The sequence below is a fragment of the Streptomyces sp. NPDC042100 genome (assembly GCF_055582325.1).
The window spans coordinates 56737-80326 of the sequence record NZ_JBVJDK010000001.1 but is presented as its reverse complement, the minus strand read 5'-3'; the positions used below and the strand labels follow the sequence as shown (position 1 = coordinate 80326).

Genomic DNA, 23590 nt, shown 5'->3' with positions numbered 1-23590 from the left:
CCTGTTTCCTCTGCCTGCTGTGTACGTGCGTCAGTCCGCGCGTACTCCCTGTGCGTAAGTCTCTCTGTAGGACGGGTCCGCGTGGAGGACACGTCCGGTAACTGAAGTGTGCCGCCCGGGGCCCCGGACGGCACATCATCGGCGTGCTAGCGGTTGCCGAGCGTCCAGCGGGGGCCGTCCGCTCCGTCCTCGATGGCGAGGCCCGACTGGCTCAGCTGGTCGCGGATGGCGTCCGCGGTCGCCCAGTCCTTGCGCTCCCGCGCCGACTCGCGCTGCTGGAGCACCAGCCGTACGAGGGTGTCGACGACCCCGTGGAGCTCCTCGCCGCCGGACTCGTCGGCCCAGTGCGGGTCGAGCGGGTCCAGGCCGAGGACGCCGAGCATGGCGCGCACCTCGGCGAGGCGGGCGACCGCCTCTTCCTTGTCGTCGGCGGCCAGCGCGCTGTTGCCCTGGCGGACCGTGGTGTGGATGATCGCCAGCGCGTGCGGCACGCCCAGGTCGTCGTCCATCGCCTCGGCGAAGGCCGGCGGCACCTCGGCGGCGGGGGCGACGGGCGCCCCGGCCTTCTCGGTGGCGCGCTGGACGAAGCCCTCGATGCGGGCGAACGCCGCCTCGGCCTCGCGCAGGGCCTCCTCGCTGTACTCGATCATCGAGCGGTAGTGCGGGGTGCCCAGGTAGTAGCGCAGGACGATCGGGCGCCAGTTCTTCACCATCTCGGAGACGAGGACGCTGTTGCCCAGCGACTTCGACATCTTCTCGCCGCTCATGGTGACCCAGGCGTTGTGCACCCAGTACCGCGCGAACTCGTCGCCGAAGGCCCTGGCCTGGGCGATCTCGTTCTCGTGGTGCGGGAAGATCAGGTCGAGCCCGCCGCCGTGGATGTCGAAGGCGGGGCCCAGGTACTTGTGCGCCATGGCCGAGCACTCCAGGTGCCAGCCGGGGCGGCCCCGGCCCCACGGGGTCTCCCAGTCGGGCTCGCCCGGCTTGGTCGCCTTCCACATGGCGAAGTCGCGGGAGTCGCGCTTGCCGGAGACGCCCTCGTCGGGCTGGAGCAGGTCGTCGACGTCCTGGTTGGACAGCGACAGGTAGTCCGGGAAGGAGCGCACGTCGAAGTAGACGCTGCCGTCCGCCTCGTAGGCGTGGCCGCGCTCGATGAGGCCGCGCATCATCTCGATCATCTCGGGCACGTGGCCGGTGGCGCGCGGCTCGTAGGTCGGCGGGAGGCAGCCGAGCGCCTCGTAGCCGGAGTTGAACGCGCGCTCGTTCTCGTAGCCGATGGACCACCAGGGGCGCCCCTGCTCCGCGCCCTTGATGATGATCTTGTCGTCGATGTCGGTGACGTTCCGGATGAACGTGACGTCGTAGCCTCGGTACGCGAACCAGCGGCGCATGATGTCGAAGTTCAGCCCCGACCGGATGTGGCCGATGTGCGGGGCGGCCTGCACGGTGGCGCCACAGAGGTAGATCGAGACACAGCCCGGTGTGAGCGGGGTGAAGTCGCGGATCTGCCGGGCGCTGGTGTCGTACAGGCGAATGGTCACCACTCCAGGGTAGTGGGCGGGTGGTAGTGCCCCGCGCCCGTTTCCCGGTCGCGGGGCGCCTTTTTTGCGCCTACGGGGCCGATTACGGCGCCGGTGCGGGCGCCGTGCCGGGAGTGGCCGGTGCGGCGGGCGGCGCGGCCGGATAGACGAGCGCGGTGGCGATGGCGGCGAGGCCCTCGGCGCGCCCGGTCAGGCCGAGCCCGTCGGTGGTGGTGCCGGAGACGGAGACCGGCGCGCCGGCCGCCGCGCTGAGCGCCTTCTGGGCCTCGTCGCGGCGCTTGCCGACCTTGGGGCGGACGCCGATGACCTGCACGGCGATGTTGCCGATCTCGAAGCCCTCGGCGCGCACGATCCGGGCGGCCTCGGCGAGCAGGGTGACGCCGGCGGCGCCGGACCACTCGGGGCGGGAGGTGCCGAAGTGGGCGCCGAGGTCGCCGACTCCGGCGGCGGAGAACAGCGCGTCGCAGGCGGCGTGGGCGGCGACGTCGCCGTCGGAGTGCCCGGCGAGTCCGTAGCCCTCGCTCGCGGCCTCGTCCCAGAGCAGGCCGGCGCACCACAGCTCGCGGCCCCGCTCGAAGGCGTGCACGTCGGTGCCGATGCCGGTACGGGGCAGCGGGGGCAGCGGAGAGAAGGGAGAGGGGCTAGAAGCCATCGGTGGCCCTCCTGCGGGCGAGTACGGCCTCGGCGAGGACCAGGTCGAGCGGGCGGGTCACCTTGAACGCCTCCTCGTGGCCGGGCACGACGACGACGGGCGCGCCGAGCTTCTCGACCATGCCGGCGTCGTCGGTGGCGCCCTCGCCGGTGAGGGCGACGGTGGCGTGGGCGTTGACGAGGGTGTCGCGGTCGAAGCCCTGGGGGGTCTGGACGGCGCGGAGCCGGGCGCGGACCGGGGTGGCGACGACCTGCTCGGGGCCGCCGGGGCGCTCGGCCGGTTCGACCTCCTTGACGGTGTCGGCGACGGGCAGCGCGGGGACGACGGCGACGGCCCCGTCCCGTACGGCCTCGATCACGGTGTCGACGGTGTCGACGGGGACCAGCGGGCGGGCGGCGTCGTGCACCAGGACGGTGGTGACGTCGGCCGGGACGGCGTCGAGGCCGAGGCGGACGGACTCCTGGCGGGTGTCGCCGCCGGGGACGACGGCGTAGTCGGTGCGCTCGGGGAGGGCGTGCGCGTCGAGGAGGTTCTTCACCTCGGCGGCGCCGTCCGGGGGCGCGACGACCACGACGAGGGAGACGGCGCGGGAGGCGGCCATCGCCCGGACGGCGTGGATGAGCATGGGGGTGCCGTTCAGCGCGCGGAGCGCCTTGGGGGCGCCCGGGCCGAGGCGTACGCCCCGGCCGGCCGCGGGGATCACCACGGCGGTACGTGGAGGACGCGCTTCGTCTGACATCGGTTGCACTCCGGCAGGTTTGTTTCCGCGGGCGACGTGGGTATGGCGTCAACGAGCTTGTTGCGACGCCTCGACCGGGCCCTTTCCGTGACGACGGTCGGGGCGTCGCCTTTGCGAGAGCGGTACGGAGGGTGCCCGGAGACGTGCGGTGGGGGGTCGGGTAGGAAGAGACGAACATGCCGCGGTGCCCGGCGAGGCGCTGTGGCACCGATGGGCCCCTGGGGGATCCATCGATGGGATTCACAGCGCGTCGGCAGGCACCGCGGCATGGGTGTTGAGCATGGCTGGACGCCAGGCGTCAGAGCGCAGGCGTCAGGACGCGAGCACCTCGTCGAGGAGGGCCTCGGCCTTGTCCTCATTGGTGTTCTCGGCGAGAGCGAGCTCGCTCACCAGGATCTGGCGAGCCTTGGCGAGCATCCGCTTCTCACCCGCGGAGAGGCCTCGCTCCCGCTCGCGGCGCCACAGGTCGCGCACCACTTCGGCGACCTTGATGACGTCGCCGGAGGCGAGCTTCTCCAGATTTGCCTTGTATCGACGAGACCAGTTCGTCGGCTCCTCGGCGTACGGCGCGCGCAGCACCTCGAAGACCCGGTCCAGCCCGTCCTGACCGACCACGTCGCGAACTCCGACGAACTCCGCATTGTCCGCCGGCACACGAACCGTCAGGTCGCCCTGCGCGACCTTGAGCACCAAGTAGGTCTTGTCCACGCCTTTGATCTGGCGAGTTTCGATGGCCTCGATCAGCGCGGCCCCGTGATGGGGATAGACCACGGTGTCGCCAACCTTGAACGTCATGTGACAGGTACCCCTTCCGTGGCTATCCAGGGTAACACGGATACGGCTTCTTCTGAATGGCGTTTTCGCAGGTCAGGGCATATCTCGGGGCTTGACAACAGCGCGGCGGACGTGCTGCGGCGGGCTTCCGGAAGGCGGTATTCGCAGGTCGGAGCCGCTGTGCGGACGGAGAGAAACGCGCACGCTACACCTGTCCGGGGCGTCGCGACAGTGGGCTGATGCCCCGGTTTGCCCGGTTCGGTGTGGCCCTCTTCACGTACTCCGTTCGAGGATCGCCCACTCGTACGGATGCATCCAGGGTACTCAACCGACCGAATCCCGAATTGATCACCGGGAGGGCGGTGCGGGCTTTTCCGATGATCGGGCCGGGGGAATGCGGGACGGTGGCCGAATTGATCACCGCGCTTATGTGAACGGCAGGTCAATGGGGCGTGATCCGGCCATGTCGGCGTGTTCATGACGGTCTCGGGGCGGGCCCGAGGACGGCCCGGGAGCGGGGCGGGAGCGGGGCGCGGACGGGGCGCGCGGGCGGCCCGGGGAGCCCGCGGGGGCGTAAGGGGGCGGGTCGGGTGCGGGACGGAGAGTGCGGCTCGGTAACCTAAGGCCGCTGACACACCTTTAGCTCGTCCTTAGCCTGTCCGTTCGTCCTAGGAGATGCCGCCGCCGTGAGCCGCAGCCTTCGACGCGGCGCCCTCGCCGCCACCGCCATCGCTCTCTCGATCGCCTCGCTGTCCGCCTGCGGGGCGGGCAACAACGCACAGACGCTCGGCATCCGGCCGGACAACGCCGCCGTCACGGTGGACGACGTCAAGATCCAGAACGCGCTCGTGATCACCCAGCCCGAGCCGGGCGCCGTGGGCCCGGCCGTCGTCTCCGCGACGGTCTTCAACAACGGCACGACCCGCCAGACCGTCGACTCGGTCACCCTGCCGGGCACCACCGGCACGGTGAAGCTCAAGGCGGCCGAGGGCGACGGTCCGATCGTCGTCCCCGCCGGCGGCTCCGTCACCATCGGTGGCAAGGGCAACGCGACCGCCACCATCGAGGGCGGCCTGCGCGAGGCGAAGAACGGCGACGCCCAGAAGGTCGTCTTCAAGCTGAGCAAGACCGGTGACGTGGGCCTGAACGCCTTCGTCGTCCCGGCGCACAGCTACTTCAAGGAGTTCGGCCCGACCGAGATCCCGGCCCCGCCGGCCACCGCCACGACGACCCCGTCGGGCACGGCCACCCCCTCGGGCACCGCCACCCCGTCGGGCGAGGCGAGCCACGCGGCCGGTCACTGACCGTCCGACCGGTTGTACGAAAGGGGCGCCCCCTCCGCGAGGAGGGGGCGCCCCTTTCGTACGTTCAGGCGGCTCAGGCGCTCAGCGCGCCGCTCGCGGCCTACGGCTCGAACTTGTAGCCCAGGCCGCGGACCGTCACCAGGTAGCGCGGGGCACCCGGGTCGGGCTCGATCTTGGCGCGGAGGCGCTTCACGTGGACGTCGAGGGTCTTCGTGTCGCCCACGTAGTCCGCGCCCCAGACGCGGTCGATCAGCTGCATCCGGGTGAGGACGCGGCCCGCGTTGCGCAGCAGCATCTCCAGGAGGTCGAACTCCTTCAGCGGCAGGTCGACCTTGCCGCCCGCCACGGTGACCACGTGCCGGTCCACGTCCATGCGGACCGGGCCGGCCTCCAGGGCCGCGGGGGTGACCTCCTCCGGCTCGCCGCGGCGGCGCAGGACCGCGCGGATGCGGGCGACCAGCTCCCGCGAGGAGAAGGGCTTCGTCACGTAGTCGTCGGCTCCTATTTCCAGGCCGACGACCTTGTCGATCTCGCTGTCCTTGGCGGTCACCATGATGACCGGGACGTTCGAGCGGCCGCGCAGCTGGCGGCACACCTCGGTGCCGGGCAGCCCCGGCAGCATCAGGTCGAGGAGGACGAGGTCCGCTCCGTTGCGCTCGAACTCGTCGAGGCCGTCGGGCCCGGTCGCCGCGACGGCGACCTCGAAACCCTCCTTGCGGAGCATGTAGGACAGGGCGTCGCTGAAGGATTCCTCATCCTCGACGACAAGCACTCGGGTCACGGAAGGTCCTCCGGGGCGGGGAGCGGTTCGGTCATGAGAGCGGGGGTGTGGGAGAGGCGGAGGCGGCGGTGCCGGGGGCGGCGTCGAACTCCGCGCCGAACTCCGTGTCGAAGTCCGGATCGAAGTCGGCGTCGAGGTCGGCGGCGACGCCGGCCTCGGCGGCGGACCCGCGGCTCCGCCGCGCGGCGCCCGCCTCGGGCAGCCGCAGGGTGAAGGTGGAGCCCTGGCCTTCGGTGCTCCAGACCGTGACCTCCCCGCCGTGCGAGGCGGCCACGTGCTTGACGATGGCCAGGCCGAGGCCCGTGCCTCCGGTGGCACGGGAGCGGGCCGGGTCGACGCGGTAGAAGCGCTCGAAGACCCGCTCGCGGTCCTTCTCCGAGATGCCGATGCCCTGGTCGGTCACGGCTATCTCGATCAGGTCGCCGCCGGGTGCCGCGACGCGGCGGGCGGCGATGCCCACCCGGGTACGGGCCGGCGAGTAGTTGACGGCGTTCTCGACGAGGTTGCCCAGGGCGGCGGCGAGCTGGCCCCGGCTGCCCCAGACGTGCAGGTCGGCGGTGCCGCCGGAGGCCATGGTGATCTGTTTGGTGGACGCGGTGTGGCGGGAGCGGTCGATCGCCTCGGCGACCAGCTCGTCCACCCGCACCGGCTCGGAGTCCTCCAGCGGGTCGTCGTTCTGCACCCGGGAGAGGTCGATGAGCTCCTGGACGAGGTTGGTGAGGCGGGTGGCCTCGATCTGCATCCGGCCCGCGAAACGGGTGACCGCCTCGGGGTCGTCCGAGGCGTCCATGACGGCCTCGGAGAGCAGCGAGAGGGCGCCCACGGGAGTCTTGAGCTCATGACTCACGTTGGCCACGAAGTCGCGCCGCACCGCCTCGATCCGGCGCGCCTCGGTCAGGTCCTCGACGAGCAGCAGGACCAGGCGGGAGCCGAGCGGGGCGACCCGGGCGGAGACGGCGAGGGCCTCGCCGCGTCCCGTACCGCGCCGCGGCAGGTCGAGCTCGACCTGCCGTATCTCCCCGTCCCTGCGGGTGTCGCGGGCCATGTTGAGCATGGGCTCCACGGCCAGCTTGCCGCCCCGGACCAGCCCGAGGGCGTACGCCGCCGAGCTGGCCTTGACCACCGAGTCGCTCTCGTCGAGGACGACCGCGGAGGAGCGCAGCACGGACAGCACGGTGTCGACGCCGGGCGGGAGCACGGCGTCGGTGTGCAGGGAGGTACGGGTGGGTCTCGCCTGGTCGCGCTCGCTCCAGCGGAACGCCAGCATGGCGATCACGCCGGTGCACACTCCGGCGATAGCGGCCAATGCGGCGACCGCCGCGTTCACGTCCATGGCATCCAGGTTATGCGGGTCCGTCGGCACTCTCCCAGCCGCCCGAGTGGCTGCTCGAACAGTCGTCGCCCAGAGTTCACCATGGGGACGGTGCTGGTTCATTTGCTCGGGTGGGCTACGCGCCGCGCGTCGCCCAGAGTTCACCTGGGTGACGGTGCCGGTTCATGTGAGGGGGTGGAGCCCGACGCGTACGGGGCCGAACGTGGGAGCGTGGGAGTCCGAGCCCACCCGATCCCGGTCGCGGAGGCGACCCCGGTCGCGGGGCCGGCTCCGGTCATGGAGCCGACTCCGGTCGTCGTAGAGGTAGAGAGGGACATCCATGCGTGACGCGTACCACGAGGAACTTGACTCGATCGGCGAGGGCCTGGTCGAGATGGCCCGCCTGGTCGGGTCGGCGATCGGGCGCGCCACGACGGCGATGCTGGACGCGGACCTGAAGCTGGCGGAGAGCGTGATCGCCGCCGACCAGCGGGTCGACGACCTCCAGCACGACCTGGAGGCCCGCGCGATAGCCCTGCTCGCCCGGCAGCAGCCGGTGGCGACGGACCTGCGGATCGTCGTCACCTCGCTGCGGATGAGCGCGGACCTGGAGCGCTCGGGCGACCTGGCCCAGCACGTCGCGAAGCTGGCCCGGCTGCGCTTCCCCGACCGCGCGGTGCCGAACGACCTGCACGCCACGATCCTGCAGATGGGACAGCTCGCGCAGCGCCTGATGGCGAAGGCGGCGGAGGTCATCATCACCAAGGACGTCGACCTGGCGCTCCAGCTGGAGCAGGACGACGACGAGATGGACCTGCTGCACCGCACGCTCTTCCAGCACCTCATGGACGACCGCTGGAGCCACGGCATCGAGACGGCGGTCGACGTGACGCTGCTGGGCCGCTACTACGAGCGCTTCGCCGACCACGCGGTGTCGGTGGCCAAGCGCGTGGTGTACCTGGTGACGGGCGAGCACGCGGACGAGCTCCAGCCGGCGGAGTCGCCGGTCGAGGGCGCGTAAGCCGTACGGAGACGGGGGTCGCACACCAGTGCGCCGTCGATGCGCCCCGTGGCGCGGGCATTCCCTGGGCATCCAAGGGGAAGAGGCGAGGTACGCCTTCCAGGGAGGGACCCCATGGCCGAATCCGCTCCGACCACCGACCCCCAGCAGGAGATCCCGCGCGACGCGGAGTTCCTGCCCGTCCTCGGCGCCTGCGGCTGCGGCTCGGGCTGCGGCTGCGGCTGCCAGTCCGGCGGGCCCTGCCAGTGCGGGGGCTGCTCCGGCTGACCTGAGGCCGGGCCCCGCCGACCGAGCGGGGCCCGGCCCCGGGCACCGGCCTCAGGCGTCCGGGGCCTCGGAGGCGCCGCCGGGGCCGATGCGGAGGACGCCGACGGTCTGGTCGCCGCTGGTCTCGCCGGTCTCCTCGAAGCCGAGCCGGCGGTAGAAGTCGCCGGGACCGTGCTCCCCCGGCTCCCAGGTCACGTACATCTCGCGCGCCCCGCGCCGCGCCAGCTCCTCGCGCACGGCGTCCACGGCGAAGCGCCCGTATCCCTTGCCCTGGTGCCCGGCCCCGATGTTGAGGCGCCACAGTCCGCTGCGGCGGTCGGCCGGGTCCTTCGCCGGGTTCCACTGGATGTCGACGAAGGCCATCAGGAAGCCCACGAGCTCCTCCCCGTCGAACACCAGCCTCGGCCAGGCCGTCTCGCCGTGCGCGTACGCCTCCGCGAGGGAGTGGGCGACGGGGGCGACGTTCTTCTCCTGGTGCGGGTGGACGCGCAGGGCGAGGGCGGCGTCGACGGTGGCGGGGGTGACGGGTGCGAGGTGCGGTGACGTGCTCATGGCCTGGACGGTAGCCAAGGGGGCACCCGGAGCGCACCGGGATAAGGGCCCCCGTCCCCCGGGGGCCCTTCCCCTCACGTGCCGATGAAGGCGACCGAGCGGAGCTTCAGGCGGTCGGAGGCGGGGCGCCCGTGGGGCCGCAGGGTCCAGTGGTCGCCGCCGCAGTCCGGTCCGGTGAAGACGATCGCGTACTCGTCGGTGTCGTTGTGCGGGGCGAAGGCCGGCTCCGAGGAGCCGGGGTCGGCGACCTCGGGCAGCACGACGCACACGCCGCTCTCGGGGTCCTGGAGCGTGGCCGACACGGGAGTGCCGTCCAGGCCGACGACCTTGTAGTGGAAGGCGCCGCTGGCGGCGTGGGCGGGGGTGGCCAGGGCGGCCGTCAGGGCGAGGGCGCCGCAAGCGGCGGCGAGGGAGTGCCGGAGACGCACAGGGGTTCTCGTTCCGTGAGAAGTCGGGGTACGGGGCGGGCGCCGGACCGACCGGTGCCCGCCCCGCACCCTGCTCCCCCACGGCCCCGCTCATGCCCGCCCCACCGGCCGGAAGGTTTCCCCCTCACCCGTCCGGCCGTTCCCCGGGGTCACGGCGAAGGCCCCCTCCCCGGCGGCGGAAACCGCGGGGAGGGGGCCTTTCGCGCGTGCGTCAGGGTTACTTCTTGCCCTGGTTCTTCACGGCCTCGATCGCGGCCGCGGCGGCGTCCGGGTCGAGGTAGGTGCCGCCCGGCTTCAGCGGCTTGAAGTTCTCGTCCAGCTCGTAGGCCAGCGGGATGCCGGTCGGGATGTTCAGGCCCGCGATGTCCGCGTCCGAGATCCCGTCCAGGTGCTTGACCAGGGCGCGCAGGCTGTTGCCGTGGGCGGCGATCAGGACCGTGCGGCCGGCCAGCAGGTCCGGGACGACGCCGTCGTACCAGTACGGGAGCATCCGCTCCACGACGTCCTTCAGGCACTCCGTCTGCGGGCGCAGCTCCGGCGGGATCGACGCGTAGCGGGCGTCGTGGGCCTGGGAGTACTCGTTGTCGTCGGCGAGCGGCGGCGGCGGGGTGTCGTACGAGCGGCGCCACAGCATGAACTGCTCCTCGCCGAACTCGGCGAGCGTCTGCGCCTTGTCCTTGCCCTGGAGGGCGCCGTAGTGACGCTCGTTCAGGCGCCACGAGCGGTGGACCGGGATCCAGTGGCGGTCCGCGGACTCCAGCGCGAGCTGGGCGGTGCGGATCGCGCGCTTCTGGAGGGAGGTGTGCAGCACGTCGGGCAGCAGGCCGGCGTCCTTCAGCAGCTCACCGCCGCGCGCCGCCTCCTTCTCACCCTTCGCGGTGAGGTTCACGTCCACCCAGCCGGTGAACAGGTTCTTCTCGTTCCACTCGCTCTCGCCGTGGCGGAGGAGGATCAGCTTGTACGGTGCGTCGGCCATGCGTCCGAGCCTAGACGACACCCGCCGATTGACGCGCGCCGTCAATTCAGTGGCGTCCGGCGTATGAGATGCGTAAGTTTCACTCCCGGAAAGCGGCACTTACGTAACACCCAGGGGGCGGGCTCACATGTCGATCTCTTCACTCATCCGATCGGCACGGGCCCAGACGGCGGGACTTCCGCCCGGGTTCTGGTGGCTCTGGCTGTCGACCTTGGTCAACCGGACCGGGGCTTTCGTCCTGACTTTCCTCTCGCTCTACCTCACCACCGAGCTCGGGCACTCCGCCTGGTTCGCCGGACTCGTCGTCGCCCTGCACGGCCTCGGCGGCGTCGCCGGGTCCCCGCTCGGCGGCTACCTCACCGACCGCTGGGGCCGCCGCCCCACCATGGTGACCATGCACCTGGCGGCCGCCACCTGCGCCCTGATGCTCGCCTTCGTCACCAGCGCCTGGGGCATCGCCACCGTCGTCCTGCTGATGGGCGTCGCCATGCAGGGCGTGCGCCCCGCCATCAACGCCGCCATCGCCGACATGGTCCCCGCGCACGACGTCCGCCGCGCCTACGCCCTCAACTACTGGGCCCTCAACCTCGGCTTCGCCATCGCCGCCATCGGCGGCGGCGCCGCGATCGTGCTGGGCTACCACGCCCTCTTCATCGCCGACGCGACCGCCACCGCGCTCTGCGCCCTGATCGTCTTCCTGCGGCTGCCCGAGACCCGGCCCGAGGCCGAGGTCGACCAGGTGACCGGCGAGGCCGTCGCCGAGGAGAAGGTCGGCATCCTCACCGTCCTGCGCGACGCGCCCTTCCGCACCCTGGTCCTGCTCAACCTGCTGGTCTGCCTCGTCTTCACCGCCCCCTGGATCGGCCTGCCGCTCACCATGGCCGGCGAGGGCCTCAAGCCCTCCGCGTACGGCGTCGTCATCGCCGTGAACGGCATCGTGATCGTCGTCTTCCAGCTCCTGGTCAACAAGTACACGGACAAGCGCTCCCCCGTGCTGCTGCTGACCGTCTCCTCGCTGCTCTTCGCCCTCGGCACCGGCGCCACGGCGCTGGCCGGCTCCTCGGTCGCGTTCGCCGCCACCGTCGTCGTCTGGACGATCGGCGAGATGGTCCACGTCCCCACCAACGCCGCCGCCACCGCCCTGCTCTCCCCGGAGCACGCCCGAGGGCGCTACCAGGGCGTGATGGGCATGTCCTGGGCCCTCGCCGGGTTCGTCGCGCCGATCCTGGCCGGCCTGATCGTCGACGGGCCCGGCCCGGACGTGCTGTGGATCGCCTGCGCCGTGATCGGCACCGTCGCCGCCGTCGGCTACCAGACCCTCCTGCGGGGCGCCCTCGCCGGGGCGGAGCGGGACGAGGTCGTGGGGGCGGGAGCGGGAGCGGGTGCGTCTGTGGCTCCCGTCGTGCCCGTGGCTCCCGTCGCGCCTGTGGCTCCCGTCGCGCCGGTCTCGGCCGAAGAGACCGCCGAGAGCGCCGAGACCGTCGCTTCCGGGAAGGTCGTCGCTCCCTGACCCCCGGTCCCTCCGTACGTACGTGACGGTCTTCCCCGGCCGGAGAAGGGTCAGCCCGTCGGGCGGCCCTTCTCCGTCAGGTTCCTGAACGCGTCCAGGTTCCGCGTCGACTCGCCGCGCGACACCCGCCACTCGTACTCGCGCCGGATCGCCGACGCGAAGCCCAGCTCCAGCAGCGTGTTGAAGTCGCCGTCCGCCGCCTCCAGGACCGAGCCCAGCAGCCGGTCCAGCTCCTCCGGGGTCACCGCCGCCAGCGGGAGCTTGCCCGCCAGGTAGACGTCGCCGAGGGCGTCGATCGCGTACCCCACGCCGTACAGCCTGAGGTTCCGCTCCAGGAGCCAGCGGTGGACGCCCGCCTCGTTCTCGTCCGGGTGCCGGATCACGAAGGCGTTGAGCGAGAGGGAGTGGCGGCCGACCCGCAGCGACAGGGTCGTGAACAGCTTGCGGGTGCCGGGGAGCTTGACCACGTAGGAGCCCGCCTCGGGGGACTCCCACTCCAGTTCCGCGTCCTTGAACGTACTCTCGATGATCTTGGTGATCTCGATGATCGCGGCGGTCCGCCCGCCGCCCGCAGCCTGAGCCTCAGCCATGGTGCGAGCGTACGCGACGCCGCTGCTCCTTCAGCCGGTGGTCGTGCATCGCCGCCGTGTACACGTCGGCGGTCCCGGAGGCGGCCGTGTCCCAGCCGAACGAACCGGCGTGCCGGGCCGCCGCCGCGCCCATCGACGCCGTCAGCGCCGGGTCGTCCGCGAACCGGCCGAGCGCGCGGGCGTAGTCCGCCGGATCGTGGCCCTGCACGAGGAAGCCGGTGACCTCGTCCCGTACGGCCACGGGCAGACCGCCCACCGCCGCCGCGACGACCGGTGTGCCGGCCGCCTGCGCCTCGATGGCGACCAGGCCGAAGGACTCGCTGTACGAGGGCATCACCAGCACGCTCGCGGCCCGGAACCAGTCCGCGAGCCGCTCCTGCCCGACCGGCGGGTGGAAGCGGACGATGTCGCCGATGCCCAGCTTCGCGGCCAGCTTCTGGAGCCCTTCGGGCTTGGCGAGCCCGCTGCCGCTCGGGCCGCCGACGACCGGGACGACCATGCGCGAGCGCAGCGAGGGGTCGCGGTCGACCAGCACGGCCGCCGCGCGCAGCAGGATGTCCGGGGCCTTCAGCGGCTGGATGCGGCCCGCGAAGACGGGGATGAAGGCGTCGGCGGGCAGCCCCAGCCGGGCGCGGGCGGCGGCGCGCCCGTCGGCGGGGCGGAAGTGGTCCAGGTTCACGCCCGGGTGCACGACGGCGAGCTTGGCGGGGTCGGCCTCGTAGAAGCGGGCGAGCTCGTCCGCCTCCTCGGCGGTGTTGGCGATCAGCCGGTCGGCCGCCTCGACGATCTGGGTCTCGCCGATCACGCGGGCGGCGGGCTCGGGGGTGTCGCCCTCGGCGAGCGCGGCGTTCTTGACCTTGGCCATGGTGTGCATGGCGTGCACGAGGGGGACGCCCCAGCGCTCGGCGGCGAGCCAGCCGACGTGGCCGGAGAGCCAGTAGTGGGAGTGGACCAGGTCGTAGTGGCCGGGCCGGTGCCCCGCCCAGGCCTGCATCACGCCGTGCGTGAAGGCGCACAGCTGGGCCGGCAGCTCCTCCTTGGCGAGCCCCTCGTACGGGCCCGCGTCCACGTGCCGGACGAGCACCCCGGGGGCGAGCTCGACGACCGGGGCGAGGCCGCCGGTGGTGGCCCGGGTGAAGATCTCGACCTCGATGTTGATGGCGGCGAGGCGCTTGGCGAGCTCGACGATGTAGACGTTCATGCCGCCCGCGTCGCCCGTGCCGGGCTGGTGCAGGGGGGAGGTGTGGACACTGAGCATCGCCACACGGCGCGGGCCGCGGTGCCGGCCGGGAAGCCGGAGCCGGGGCGGCGCCGCCAGGGTGCCGGCGAACCGGGACACGTACTGGCTCACGTCGGCGGTCCTTCCGCTGTCGGGCATGGCGGGCATGACTGTCGGAGGGCGCGGTCTCCGTCCTCCAGCCGCCAGAACACCGGAATGGCGGATTTCATTTCCCCGCCCCGGGCCGCTTTGCCAATTCATTACGGGGTCCCGGTCGAGGCGGGTACGGGCCTGGGCCGGGGCCGGGGCTGGTTACGGGCCGGGTACGGGTACAAGCCGGGTACGGGCCTGGGCCGGGACTGGGTACGGGCCTGGGCCGGGACTGGGACGGGCCGGGACAGGGCCGGGGTCCGCCCCCGCCCCACCCCGTACGCTCGTGCCATGGCCCCCCGCACCACCCGCCCCGTCGGCACGATCACCCGCGGGACCACCAATCCGAACCGGCTGCGCCGCCAGGACCGCTGGATCGCGGCCACGCACGGGCCGGCGCTGCGGCGTTCGGCCGGCGCGCCCGTCGCCGTGGACCTCGGCTACGGGGCCGCTCCCTGGACCGCCGTCGAGCTGCTGGCCCGGCTGCGCACCGCCGACCCCCGCACCCGGGTCGTCGGGGTCGAGATCGAGCCCGCCCGGGTCGCCGCCGCCAAGCCGTACGAGCGCGAGGGGCTCGCCTTCCGGCACGGCGGCTTCGAGGTGCCGGTGGCGGGCGAGGTGGCCCTGATCCGGGCCGCGAACGTGCTGCGCCAGTACGACGAGGACCAGGTCGCCGCCGTGTGGGAGCGGCTGTGCGGGCGGCTCGCGCCCGAGGGGCTGCTGGTGGAGGGGACCTGCGACGAGATCGGGCGGCGGCACGTGTGGGTGGCGCTCGGCCGGGGCGGGCCGCGGACCGTGACGTTCGCCACTCGGCTGGGCTCGCTGGACCGCCCGTCCGACCTGGCGGAGCGGCTGCCGAAGGCGCTGATCCACCGGAACGTGCCGGGCGAGCCGGTGCACGCCTTCCTGCGGGACTTCGACCGGGCGTGGGCGGCGGCGGCCCCGTACGCCTCGCTCGGCGCCCGGCAGCGCTGGATCCGCTCGGTCCGCGAACTGGCGGCGGACTGGCCGCTGACGGACGGTCCGCGGCGTTGGCGGCAGGGCGAGGTGACGGTCCGTTGGGAGGCGCTGGCCCCTCGGGACGGCGGGCTGGCCGGCTACGGAACGTCTGACTCCGGCTGAAGAACTCCCGTATTCCGCCCGTATTCCACCGCTATTCCGCCGATTCTCCGCCGGCGTTCCCCCTCTCCTCCCCACCATGGGGAACGCGGACGGCCAATCGATCGTCCACCGAGGGGGAAGTGGTCGGGCCCCGCCTTCCCCTGTCGTTTTCGGCGCCCTCGTGGCACCATCACCAAGGTCACGACTAAGTTACTGACGGTAAATCAGATTTCGGCCATCGACCAGGCCACCGATGTGGGCCGCCAGAGGGGGAGCCTGTGAACCGACACCGCCACGCCATCGCCACGATCACCGTGGTCTGCGCCCTGACGGTGCTGGCCTCACCCGCCCTCACCCTCCAGGCCGCCGCGGCACCGCTGCCGCCGGCCCCGCCGAGCCAGCCGAAGAAGACCCTCGACGAGGTCCGCAAGGAGATCGACGGGCTCTACCGGCAGGCCGCCGCCGCCACCGACGCGTACAACCTCGCCGAGGAGAAGGCCGACGAGCAGTCCGGCGAGATCGTGAAGCTGGCCCGGATGATCGTCGCCGGCAACGGGAAGATCGACGACCTCAAGGCCAGGGCCGGCGCCGCCGCCCGCGCCCAGTACCGCAACGGCGGGCTGCCGGAGGGCGCGCAGTTCGTGCTGACGGACGACCCCCAGCTCTTCCTCGACAACGCGAGCCGCCTGAAGGAGGGCCAGAAGGCCACCCGGGACCTGCTCGGCGAGATGACCCGCACCCAGGACGAGCTCACCGCCTACGCCAAGGACGCCAGCGTCAACTGGACCAAGCTGGAGGCCAACCGCCTCAAGCAGGCCAAGGCGAAGAAGGAGATCAACGACAAGATCGCCGCCGCCGAGAAGCTGGAGTCCGAGCTCGCCGCCGAGGAGCGGGCCCGGCTGCTGGCCCTGGAGGAGCAGGAGCAGTACCGGGCGCAGACCGCCTGGGTCGGCTCCGGCATCCTCAAGGGCCTGAGCACCGCGACGACCCCCGAGGGCAAGCGGGCGGTGCAGTTCGCGACCTCGCAGATCGGCAAGCCGTACGTGTGGGGGGCCGAGGGCCCGGACTCGTACGACTGCTCGGGGCTCACCCAGCGCGCCTGGGGCAGCGCGGGGCGCCCGATCCCGCGCACCTCGCAGGAGCAGTGGCGGCTGCTGCCGCACGTCGACATCAAGGACATGCGGCCCGGCGACCTGATCGTCTACTTCAAGGACGCGAGCCACATCGGGATGTACGTCGGCAACGGCGCGATCGTGCACGCGCCCCGCCCCGGGCGGGACGTGACGGTCGCGGGCGCCGGCTCGATGGAGATCCTGGGCGTGGTCCGGCCGTAGCCGTGCCATTGCCGTAGCCGCACCCGTAGCCGTAACGCAGCCCGTCCCGGAGCTCTCGCGCTCTCGCGGCCGGGCGGCCGGGCGGTCCCGGAGCCCTCTCGGCCGCGCGCGGGCGCAGTGACGTTTCTCATCGTGCCGGGGGCGGGCGGGAGCCGCCGGGCGCGGCGCCGTCCGCCCCCATCCGGCCGCCCGCGTGCGACTACCTCCCCATCCGCGGCATATGCCACGGCCCGGGCCGCCGCCCCCCTCCCCCGTCACTCCGGTCCAGCGGCCGATCGCCCGTTCCGCCGCGCGGGGCGCTACCGCTATGGTCGGTCCCCGGCCCTCGGGGGGAGGGAAGGAAACCCAGACCGATGCCCGTACCCGTACCTCGGCAGAGAATCGATTCTCTCCCGGCTTCAGGCACCGCCGCCGAGCTCACGCTCCTGGTCGTCGAGGACGACCCGGCGGGCGCCCTCGTCGTACCCGAGCTGCTCGACGCCGTCGGCACCCGGGTCCGCATCCGTACCGCCCGCAACCTCACCGAGGCCGAGCGGCTGCTCACCGACGACGTGCACTGCGTGCTCGTCGACCTCGCGCTGCCCGCGCCCCGCGGCGCCGACGACGACGCGCTGGCGCCGCTGCGGCACATCCTGCGGCTCGCCCCGCGCCACGCCGTCCTCGCGCTGGCCGCCTCGGCGGACGCGGAGCTGGCGGCCGAGGCGGTACGGGTCGGGGCCCAGGACCACCTGTTCCGCGAGGAGCTGGACGGGCGGCTGCTGAGCCGCGCGATCCGCTACGCCGTCGAGCGCAAGCGCGCCGACGTCGTCCAGGTGAAGCTGGCCGAGTCGCGGCTGCGGGCCCAGGAGAACGCGCGCCTGGAGCGCGGGCTGCTGCCCACCCCGCTCCTGGAGGGCTCCGATCTGCGGTTCGCCGCGCGCTACCGGCCCGGCAGGTCCCGGGCGCTGCTCGGCGGCGACTTCTACGACACCGTGCGCACGCCCGACGGCACGGTCCACGCCATGATCGGCGACGTCTGCGGGCACGGCCCCGACGAGGCGGCGCTGGGTGTGGAGCTGCGGATCGCCTGGCGGGCACTGACCTTCGCGGGGCTGTGCGGGGACGAGCTGCTGTCCACGATGCAGCGGGTCCTGGAGCACGAGCGGGAGAGCGAGGAGATCTTCGCGACCCTGTGCACCGTGGACATCGCGCCGGACGGGCGGCGGGCCGGGCTGTGCCTGGCCGGGCACCCGGCGCCGCTGATCGCGCGGCACGGCAGCGCGGCCCGGCTGCTGCCGTACGAGGCCGGGGGCCCGGCGCTCGGCCTGCTGCCGCACGCGCGCTGGCCGCGCCGCCAGGTGGAGCTGGGCGCGGCCTGGAGCCTGCTGATGTACACGGACGGGCTGATCGAGGGGCGCTCGGCGGGGCCCGGTTCGCCTCGGCTCGGGCAGGACGGGATGGTCGAGATGATCAACCGGCAGCTCGCGGCGGGGCTGCGCGGCGAGGAGCTGCTGGCCGCGGCCGTCACGGAGGTGCGGGCGCTGAACGGCGGCGAGCTGACGGACGACGTGGCCGTCCTGGCCCTGGAACGGGACAGGCCCCGGGGCTGACGCCACCGGGACCTGACCACCACCGCGTCACGCGCGTCACGGGGAGACGGGCTCAGCGCCCGCCGTTGTACGGGCCGTACGGCCCGTCGCTGCTGGAGCCGCCGCCGCGCCTGCCGCCTCCGCCGCCGGAGACCGCGCGGAGCGCGGGGCGGACGTCGACCATGAAGACGATGGCGGCGATGAGGCCGGCGATCTGGAGGAAGAGGATCGGCAGCAACAGGTTGATGACCAGGTTGGCGCCGAGCAGGATCAGCCAGAACTTCTTCGTCTGCTTCTCCGCCGCGCGGAAGGCGTCCTCGCGCGCCATCGCGGCGAACACGAGGGGGGCGACGGCGAAGCCGAGGAAGACCAGCCTGACGACCAGCCCCAGAGCCGAGTCGAATCCTTCGCGCAACATGCTGTGCACCGCCTAGGTGAGTGGAGAGAGCGCCTCGCGGTCAAGGTACCCGTTACAACGCCCGGGACACGGCGAATAGTGCCCGGCTCGACCGCTACTCGGCACCTTCGGCGGCGGCGGCCTTCTTGGCGGGCGCCTTGCGGGCGGCGGGCTTGCGGGCGGGCTTGGCCTCGGCCTCGGGCTCGACGGCGGGCTCCTCGACGAGGGCCTCGGCAACGGGCTCGACGACCGGCTCGACGACCGGCTCGGGCTCGACGACGACGGAGATCTCGGTGGCCTCCTCGGCGGTCTCGCCGCGCCAGGCCTTCACGGTCTCCTCGCCGTGGGCGGCGAGCTCCTCGTACTTCTCGCGCGCCTTGACGGCGTACTCGGCGGCGACGCCGACGCCACGCAGGGCGAGGTCCTGGGCCTGCTCGCCCAGCTTCTTCAGGTCGGTGTCGAGACCGCCCACGAGCTCGGCGAACTTCGCCTGCGCCTTCTCCTGGACCGCCTTCGGGTCCGTCTTCTTGACGGCCTCGATCCGGGACGGGGCCTCGGCGGCGATCTGCTCGATCAGGCCGGGAACCTTCCTGGCCTGCTGGACGGCGAGGTCGGCGGTGCCGGCGGCGAAGTAGAGGGGGGTGCGGAGTTCGTCGATGATGGCCATGGTCGTGGTCCTCCCGGAGGTTTACGTCTCGGTGGGCTGCGGCGGCTGGTGCGCCTGCTGTGCCTGCTGCTCGGCGGCCTGCGCGGCCTCGGCGGCGTTCTCCTTGCGGAAGGAGTCGTAGATCTGGAGCAGCACCTGCTTCTGCCGCTCGTTGATCGACGGGTCGGCCAGGATGACGGCGCGCGTCTCCAGCTCGTCCCGCTCCTTCTCGTCGAGGATCCCGGCCCGCACGTACAGCGTCTCGGCGGAGATCCGCAGCGCCTTGGCGACCTGCTGCAACACCTCGGCGCTGGGCTTGCGCAGCCCTCGCTCGATCTGACTCAGATACGGATTGGACACGCCCGCGGCCTCGGCGAGCTGCCGCAGTGACAGCTGCGCGGTGCGCCGCTGTTCGCGGAGGTACTCGCCAAGATTGCCGACGTTGAGCGATGCCATACCCCAGACCCTGCCAGTCCCCGCTAACTATTGCAAGCAGCCGCTTGCAATAGTTCCGTCACAGCCGACCCGCCTCACGCAGCCCCATCGGATCAACTGGACGACCCGGCGAAGGCTCGGCAGAGCGCTGAGGAGCAATCGCGCAGTGGGGTACTCCCAGCACGACATCGACTGTCTGATCAGTTCGGAGGAGGGGACTGAAGGATCCCCGGCTCCTCACTGCGAGCTCGGGCGCAACGCGTGTGCCACCTATCCACACTCAGGCCGCGCTCGCACCTGGTGATCCGTACGTCGCTATCTCAACCTCTGCCTCTCCTGGCGCGACGACACGGAACAGGCCGCGTGAACATCCACGGACTCTCCCGCCTCCGCGGACTGAACACGATGAGACCGCACATGGGACCACCAGCCGGCCAAAGCAGATTGAATGGCTCACCACCACCTCGCCGAGACCGGAACCCACCCGTCGGAGCCCTCCACCACCCGAGCGTCATCGACGCTCTCGCCCGCGGCGGAACCCGCGCTCCAGGCCCTCCCCGAACAACCCGGGCGCAACCACCCCCCAGAACGCTCAGATGTGCGCCTGCACGAAGCTGAGCTCTTGCCTGGGGACCCGAGTCCCGCTGGCGGCGCGACGACTCGTCGGAGAGGGATCCGCGCCACCGGCAAGGCCCGCCGCATCACGCCGCTCGTCGACGCCTACGTAACGGGAGCGAGCACGGGCGACGTCGGGCATACGCTCGTTGGGACGGAAGTACGCGTTCTCCCACACAGCATCCGAAACCCACAGGTTCCAAGTCTTGATCAGCAGTCCCAGCTGGAGCGGACTGACCGTGTTTCCGTTCCGAGGGCGGGCGGGGTTCTGGAAGTAGCGGCGAGCGACCCAGCGGGGGTCCGCCGTGTCCAAGTGCGCTCCAGAGATCAACCCTTGGAAGAATTCATCGGCCTTCAGGGTGTCACAGCCGTCCCTGTGCACCAAGTACGCGCAGGCCAGTGATGCGGCAGGGGCGGAATAGACCCCACTCCTGAGCGCCGTCATGAGCGGCAGGAAGTTAGGGAGGTCCGAATAGGTGTCCTGGAAGAAACGCACGACCTCGGCGTTGGTGTAGACGACAGACCGCCAGGCCGGCCAAGCAACGTTCCCACGTTCGGCATCGTAGAGCTGGAGCAGCCGGACGGTGGAGGAGATGGCCTTCGAATGCCGCTCGACACCAACGATGGACAACGCAGTGGCCGCCGAACGCGCCTTGCCACAGTCCATAATCGTCACAGTCGCATGGGGAACATCCCGCGCGACAAGGAAACTCCGCGACACCTGACTGATGATCACTGCCTCGAGACGATGCTGCCCCTGCAACGCCGCCCCATGCTCACACAACGACAGCACATCCGGGTTGTAGTCATCCCAGCTTCCACTGGACATATCACGCGCAAGCCGCTTCGCGTACGAAGAATCCAACTTACGCGGATTGCATCCATGAAGCCGGGTCTGCTCCAAGATCTCCGCCGCCGCAGCAGGGGTAACGGTCTCTCGCACCGGATCAGGCAGAGGTGCGAGAACGGACATGCTCTCGTCGTTCACGGGCGGACTCCGGTTGACTACGGGATAAAGACCATGAGCGGATTCCGTGGTGATGCCCTGCATCACCACGGCGTTTTCCCGGCTCACGTCGCTTGACCACATGACCTTGAGGCATGCGGATACGGGCCCCGCCCACCCGCCACAGGATCCGCTCTCCCAAGAAGCAGAGAGTAGCGAGGCCAGTGAGGGCAAAGCGAGCAAATACCCGTTAGATGCGAGAGGAATAAATCCCTCTGGGTGCTGTCACTCTGTATGTTTATGCAAAAAACCAAAGGTTCCGCCGAACGTACAGGCTCCCGCGGTCAGAGCGGACAGGGGCTGTCCGCCAGCGAACGCCACGAGGCAGGCCACACTGTTGGCGAAAGCGCAGGCCCCGAACAACACAAGCACTGTGCGCTGTTGAAACAGCGGGGTGCGCCCAAGGGCTCTGAGCGGTGCGTGCGTTGGTGAGGGCCAATGCGCAGGGCCAGCGCATGACGGCAAGAGATCCGCCGTACAGGCGACGGCTTCGCCGGGACTCCTGCGCCGCCACAGAGCGGCAGGTCCCCTGAGACTATGGGTCATGTCCGTGTGGATCCTTTCTGAGAGCATCACGGATAGTGACGGGAGCCCCATGCGCCGGGGCTCCTGTCACGCTCCATCGCACCAGGCCACACCACTCAAGATCAACGACTGCTGCCCGAATCAGCCCTGTGGCGTGGGCAGGAGAAACCAGGTGGCGCAACACGAGCCTTCTGGACTGCCTTGCCAGGTGGCAACAGCTTCCGCACCCACCGCGCCGGCGCACCCCTCTGGCATCGCCCTCAGGCAGCGGTCCGTACTCCGCGTCGGAGGCCGCGGAACAGGAAGCGCAGGGCTCTTCTCTATCAACCATCGCCACTCGCCGACCGTCGCCCGCGTACCCGCCCATGACAACTGTCCACGGACTCTGAGACGCCGGCCTCATACCTGAATGCAACTCTCATCCAGGGGAAGATGCACCTGAACGCCTTCGTTCCTGCTAGATACAGGAACGCGACCAGAGGTGCGGCGGCGTGAGGGAGTACGCGGTCCGTCTGCCCTTCTGATGCCAGACGTGGGAACGTCGCTGACGTTTACGACATCGGGCATGCCCTGGCTGGGTCGAAAATAGACGAGTTGCCACGTTTGGCCAGTAGCCCACAAGTTCCACGTCTTAATCAGGATACCCAGGTGATAAACACTGGTCATGTTGCCACGCCGGGGGCGCGAGGGGCCTTGGAAGTAGCGGCGCGCGACCCAGCGGGGGTCTACTGTGTCCAAGTTGGCACCCGATGCCAGCCCTTCAAAGAAGTCATCGGCTCTCGAGGTGTTCCCGCCGTCCCGGTGAACCAGGTACGCGCAGGCGAGCGAAGCGGCCGGGGATGAGGACATACCCGTCTTCAGGGCAGTCATCAGAGGCAGGAAAACTGCGAGGTCCTTGTAGGCGGTCTGGAAGAAGCGCACGATCTCGGCATTGGTGTAGACGACAGACCGCCAGGCAGACCACGGAACCTTGTCGCGTTCGACGTCGTAGTGCTGGAGCAGCCGGACGGTGGAGGAGATGTCCTTGGAATGCCGCTCGACACCAACGATGGACAACGCAGTGGCCGCCGAGCGTGCCTTGCCACAGTCCATAATCGTCGCAGTCGCATGGGGAACATCCCGCGCGACAAGGAAACTCCGCGACACCTGACTGATGATCACTGCCTCGAGACGATGCTGCCCCTGCAACGCCGCCCCATGCTCACACAACGACAGCACATCCGGGTTGTAGTCATCCCAGCTTCCACTGGACATATCACGCGCAAGCCGCTTCGCGTACGAAGAATCCAACTTACGCGGATTGCATCCATGACGCCGGGTCTGCTCCAAGATCTCCGCCGCAGCAGCAGGGGTAACGGTCTCTCGCACCAAGCCCGGTAGCGGTGTGGAGGCAAGCGCAGCGTCGTCGTTCACAGTCAGCTCCGGTGGCGTACTGGCGTATGGCAATCGGGAGACACTTCGTGTGCCAACCCATCCGAGCAGCTCAAAGATCGATTCTCCAAACTGGCGTCACCCGGTCCAGTGACGCCGCCATACGGAAGCACACCGACTCAGCGGTCGGCTGGCTCCGCCCCATAGACGGGCCCGCCGACAAAACACACCACGACGTCATTCAATCTGCGCTAGCGCCGACCGTAACGCGGTGACAGTGCGGGGCTTGATGACTACGAGCAACACAGCCCGATGAGCCCTAGGGGGTGTTGGGTTCGTTTCTGGGTGTGGTTACGTCCAGGTTGTTCGGGGAGGAGCTGACGGGCGTCTCGTCGCAGGTGGGAGCGGGTGGCGTTGGCCGAGGGCTCGTCGGTGTGGTTCGAGTGAGGAGATGAGAGCAGAGAGCCTTTCGGGGATGCTGTTGAACGTGGTCGCGATGCGCTGGTAGGTGGTGGGCTCTGGCGGTGGGTCGTTGTGTGGTCGTGAGGTGGGTGCGTCGATGACTGCCGGGTCGCGGCGGGTTCCGGCCTCGGCGAGGTCGATGGTGAGTCGTTCAGTCTGCTTTGGTCGGCTGGTGTCCTCAGGCGCGGTCTCATCGTGTTCAGTCCGCCGCTGCGGGAGAGTCCGTGAGCGTTCACGCGGCCTGTTCTGCGCCGTCACACCAGGAGAGACAGAGGTCGAGACAGCGGGGCATGTAATCCCGCAGCCCTTGAAGT

Annotated in this window: 23 protein-coding genes; 7 read left to right on the top strand and 16 right to left on the bottom strand. The window is 70.9% G+C overall.

The genetic code is table 11. From position 1 onward, the window contains the following. Positions 1-146 precede the first annotated feature (146 nt). From cysS to ACZ6J5_RS00400, 4 genes are all read right to left on the bottom strand, one after another. Entirely contained in the window at positions 147-1541 is a 1395-nt protein-coding gene (cysS, locus tag ACZ6J5_RS00415; RefSeq protein ID WP_469386155.1) for a cysteine--tRNA ligase, read from the bottom strand. Between the two features lie 82 nt (positions 1542-1623). Further along, the gene (gene ispF, locus ACZ6J5_RS00410) at positions 1624-2193 is read right to left on the bottom strand and encodes a 2-C-methyl-D-erythritol 2,4-cyclodiphosphate synthase (RefSeq protein WP_469386153.1); all 570 of its coding nucleotides are present in this window, start codon (positions 2191-2193) and stop codon (positions 1624-1626) included. Continuing rightward, a complete protein-coding gene (ispD, locus tag ACZ6J5_RS00405) occupies positions 2183-2932 on the bottom strand; it encodes a 2-C-methyl-D-erythritol 4-phosphate cytidylyltransferase (protein ID WP_469386151.1) in 750 nt (249 codons plus the stop codon). The genes ispF and ispD overlap by 11 nt, the downstream gene beginning before the upstream one ends. Positions 2933-3244: 312 nt before the next feature. Then, the gene (locus ACZ6J5_RS00400) at positions 3245-3727 is read right to left on the bottom strand and encodes a CarD family transcriptional regulator (RefSeq protein ID WP_003953493.1); all 483 of its coding nucleotides are present in this window, start codon (positions 3725-3727) and stop codon (positions 3245-3247) included. 665 nt (positions 3728-4392) lie between these two features. Here ACZ6J5_RS00400 and ACZ6J5_RS00395 point away from each other — a divergent pair. Next, on the top strand, positions 4393-5010 hold the full coding sequence (locus tag ACZ6J5_RS00395) for a DUF461 domain-containing protein (protein WP_469386149.1): 618 nt from the start codon (positions 4393-4395) through the stop codon (positions 5008-5010). A 100-nt stretch (positions 5011-5110) separates the two neighbouring features. Here the strand turns inward: ACZ6J5_RS00395 and phoP are convergent, their stop codons facing one another. Both phoP and phoR read right to left on the bottom strand, forming a co-directional pair. After that, positions 5111-5782: a two-component system response regulator PhoP gene (phoP, locus tag ACZ6J5_RS00390; RefSeq protein WP_466728736.1), complete on the bottom strand. Its 672-nt coding sequence runs from the start codon at positions 5780-5782 to the stop codon at positions 5111-5113. Between the two features lie 40 nt (positions 5783-5822). After that, complete coding sequence (gene phoR, locus ACZ6J5_RS00385; protein ID WP_469386147.1) at positions 5823-7124, bottom strand: two-component system sensor histidine kinase PhoR; 1302 nt, start codon at positions 7122-7124, stop codon at positions 5823-5825. Between the two features lie 319 nt (positions 7125-7443). Between phoR and phoU the strand changes: the two genes are divergently transcribed. Together phoU and ACZ6J5_RS00375 are read left to right on the top strand one after the other, a co-directional pair. After that, positions 7444-8124, top strand: a complete 681-nt coding sequence (gene phoU / locus ACZ6J5_RS00380; protein WP_046908611.1) for a phosphate signaling complex protein PhoU — start codon at positions 7444-7446, stop codon at positions 8122-8124. A gap of 114 nt (positions 8125-8238) precedes the next feature. Next, positions 8239-8391, top strand: a complete 153-nt coding sequence (locus ACZ6J5_RS00375) for a hypothetical protein (protein ID WP_469386145.1) — start codon at positions 8239-8241, stop codon at positions 8389-8391. 51 nt (positions 8392-8442) lie between these two features. On the opposite strand, the gene ACZ6J5_RS00370 is transcribed toward ACZ6J5_RS00375, so the two are convergent. The 3 genes from ACZ6J5_RS00370 to ACZ6J5_RS00360 all read right to left on the bottom strand — a co-directional run bounded on the left by ACZ6J5_RS00370 (position 8443) and on the right by ACZ6J5_RS00360 (position 10347). Further along, positions 8443-8943 (bottom strand): GNAT family N-acetyltransferase, encoded by a 501-nt coding sequence (locus tag ACZ6J5_RS00370; protein ID WP_469386143.1) that lies wholly within the window; start codon positions 8941-8943, stop codon positions 8443-8445. A gap of 74 nt (positions 8944-9017) precedes the next feature. Then, positions 9018-9371 (bottom strand): hypothetical protein, encoded by a 354-nt coding sequence (locus ACZ6J5_RS00365; RefSeq protein WP_469386141.1) that lies wholly within the window; start codon positions 9369-9371, stop codon positions 9018-9020. 217 nt (positions 9372-9588) lie between these two features. Continuing rightward, complete coding sequence (locus ACZ6J5_RS00360; protein WP_362481820.1) at positions 9589-10347, bottom strand: phosphoglyceromutase; 759 nt, start codon at positions 10345-10347, stop codon at positions 9589-9591. Between the two features lie 127 nt (positions 10348-10474). Between ACZ6J5_RS00360 and ACZ6J5_RS00355 the strand changes: the two genes are divergently transcribed. Further along, entirely contained in the window at positions 10475-11857 is a 1383-nt protein-coding gene (locus ACZ6J5_RS00355) for an MDR family MFS transporter (protein ID WP_469386139.1), read from the top strand. Between the two features lie 50 nt (positions 11858-11907). Here ACZ6J5_RS00355 and ACZ6J5_RS00350 read toward each other — a convergent pair whose 3' ends face one another. Beyond that, the gene (locus ACZ6J5_RS00350; RefSeq protein ID WP_469386137.1) at positions 11908-12447 is read right to left on the bottom strand and encodes a type III secretion system chaperone family protein; all 540 of its coding nucleotides are present in this window, start codon (positions 12445-12447) and stop codon (positions 11908-11910) included. Further along, a complete protein-coding gene (mshA, locus tag ACZ6J5_RS00345) occupies positions 12440-13798 on the bottom strand; it encodes a D-inositol-3-phosphate glycosyltransferase (protein ID WP_469386135.1) in 1359 nt (452 codons plus the stop codon). The genes ACZ6J5_RS00350 and mshA overlap by 8 nt, the downstream gene beginning before the upstream one ends. Before the next feature lie 309 nt (positions 13799-14107). On the opposite strand from mshA, the gene ACZ6J5_RS00340 reads away from it, so the two are divergent. The 3 genes from ACZ6J5_RS00340 (at position 14108) to ACZ6J5_RS00330 (ending at position 17840) form a co-directional block, all read left to right on the top strand. Then, the gene (locus ACZ6J5_RS00340; RefSeq protein ID WP_469386133.1) at positions 14108-14938 is read left to right on the top strand and encodes a class I SAM-dependent methyltransferase; all 831 of its coding nucleotides are present in this window, start codon (positions 14108-14110) and stop codon (positions 14936-14938) included. Positions 14939-15195: 257 nt separating this feature from the next. Next, on the top strand, positions 15196-16251 hold the full coding sequence (locus ACZ6J5_RS00335; RefSeq protein ID WP_469386131.1) for a C40 family peptidase: 1056 nt from the start codon (positions 15196-15198) through the stop codon (positions 16249-16251). Between the two features lie 353 nt (positions 16252-16604). Then, complete coding sequence (locus ACZ6J5_RS00330; protein WP_469386129.1) at positions 16605-17840, top strand: PP2C family protein-serine/threonine phosphatase; 1236 nt, start codon at positions 16605-16607, stop codon at positions 17838-17840. Between the two features lie 52 nt (positions 17841-17892). On the opposite strand, the gene ACZ6J5_RS00325 is transcribed toward ACZ6J5_RS00330, so the two are convergent. The 5 genes from ACZ6J5_RS00325 to ACZ6J5_RS00305 all read right to left on the bottom strand — a co-directional run bounded on the left by ACZ6J5_RS00325 (position 17893) and on the right by ACZ6J5_RS00305 (position 22856). After that, complete coding sequence (locus ACZ6J5_RS00325; RefSeq protein WP_362481804.1) at positions 17893-18237, bottom strand: DUF2516 family protein; 345 nt, start codon at positions 18235-18237, stop codon at positions 17893-17895. Positions 18238-18331: 94 nt separating this feature from the next. Further along, entirely contained in the window at positions 18332-18883 is a 552-nt protein-coding gene (locus ACZ6J5_RS00320) for a hypothetical protein (protein WP_469386126.1), read from the bottom strand. Between the two features lie 21 nt (positions 18884-18904). Continuing rightward, positions 18905-19318 carry a helix-turn-helix domain-containing protein gene (locus ACZ6J5_RS00315; protein ID WP_469386124.1) on the bottom strand — a complete coding sequence of 138 codons (414 nt, stop codon included), beginning with the start codon at positions 19316-19318 and terminating at the stop codon, positions 18905-18907. A gap of 571 nt (positions 19319-19889) precedes the next feature. Continuing rightward, on the bottom strand, positions 19890-20900 hold the full coding sequence (locus ACZ6J5_RS00310) for a hypothetical protein (protein ID WP_469386123.1): 1011 nt from the start codon (positions 20898-20900) through the stop codon (positions 19890-19892). Between the two features lie 942 nt (positions 20901-21842). After that, positions 21843-22856, bottom strand: coding sequence for a hypothetical protein (locus tag ACZ6J5_RS00305; RefSeq protein WP_469386121.1), 1014 nt, complete (start codon positions 22854-22856; stop codon positions 21843-21845). Positions 22857-23590: the final 734 nt, after the last annotated feature.